A 1,056-nucleotide genomic window follows, 5' to 3' on the forward strand; every position below is an offset into this window, starting at 1 on the left:
GGCTTTGTTGAATAAATAAGATTTCGTGCGAACGACCCTGTAGCTGGCTGGATTTTCAGGCAATACGCACGCTTTCTGGCATCCCAGCCTTTGTCATCCTGTTCAACGCACGCACCATGGCCATAGCTTCCGCTACCTGACCATCGTAGTCACGCAGCGTCAGTGAATCTCCCAACAACTGCTTCATTCTGTACATTGCCGTTTCCGCTATCGAGCGACGGTTATATTCCGTTGTCCATTTCCACCGTGCATTGCTTCCGCTCAGCCGCTGATTAGCAACGGCATGGTTGCGGTCTGCGTACTCACCGGGCCAGTAACCTGCTCCTTTTCGGGGAGGAATAAGCGCGCTGATTTTTTTGCGGCGCAGTTCATCGTGACAGAGCCGGGTATCGTAAGCCCCGTCTGCCGCGGCTGCCCTGATTTTTCTGTGAGTCTGCCGGATAAGGCCCGGGAAGGCTTCTGAGTCCGTGACGTTATTCAGCGACAGGTCTGCACAGACAACTTCATGTGTGTTGCTGTCAACAGCAAGATGCAACTTTCGCCAGATACGACGGCGCTCTTTGCCGTGCTTTCTGACTTTCCATTCGCCTTCACCAAAGACCTTCAGCCCGGTGGAATCAATCACCAGGTGTGCGATTTCACCCCGGGTGGACGTTTTGAAACTGACATTAACCGACTTTGCCCGCTTACTGACACTGGTGTAATCCGGGCAGCGCAACGGAACGTTCATCAGGGCAAAAATGGAATCAATAAAACCCTGCGCAGCCCGCAGGGTCAGCCGGAATACGCGTTTAATCACCAGAACGGTGGTGATGGCGAGATCAGAATAGCGCTGGGGCCTTCCTCGTGATGAAGGCGTTGCCGACTCATACCAGGCCTGAATCGCCTCATCATCCAGCCAGAAAGTGAGGGAGCCACGGTTGATGAGAGCTTTGTTGTAGGTGGACCAGTTGGTGATTCTGAACTTTTGCTTTGCCACGGAATGGTCTGTGTTGTCGGGAGGATGCGTGATCTGATCCTTCAACTCAGCAAAAGTTCGATTTATTCAACAAAGCC

1 protein-coding gene is annotated in these 1,056 nt (G+C 52.8%); it reads right to left on the reverse strand.

Going from position 1 to position 1,056, the window contains the following annotated elements; genetic code table 11:
* Positions 1-55: 55 nt before the first annotated feature.
* Positions 56-1,024, reverse strand: coding sequence for an IS5 family transposase (locus FDW88_RS22325; RefSeq protein ID WP_170974192.1), 969 nt, complete (start codon positions 1,022-1,024; stop codon positions 56-58).
* Between the last annotated feature and the right edge of the window lie 32 nt (positions 1,025-1,056).

The organism is Citrobacter sp. wls829, assembly GCF_005280825.1.
Taxonomy (GTDB): Bacteria; Pseudomonadota; Gammaproteobacteria; order Enterobacterales; family Enterobacteriaceae; genus Citrobacter; species Citrobacter gillenii.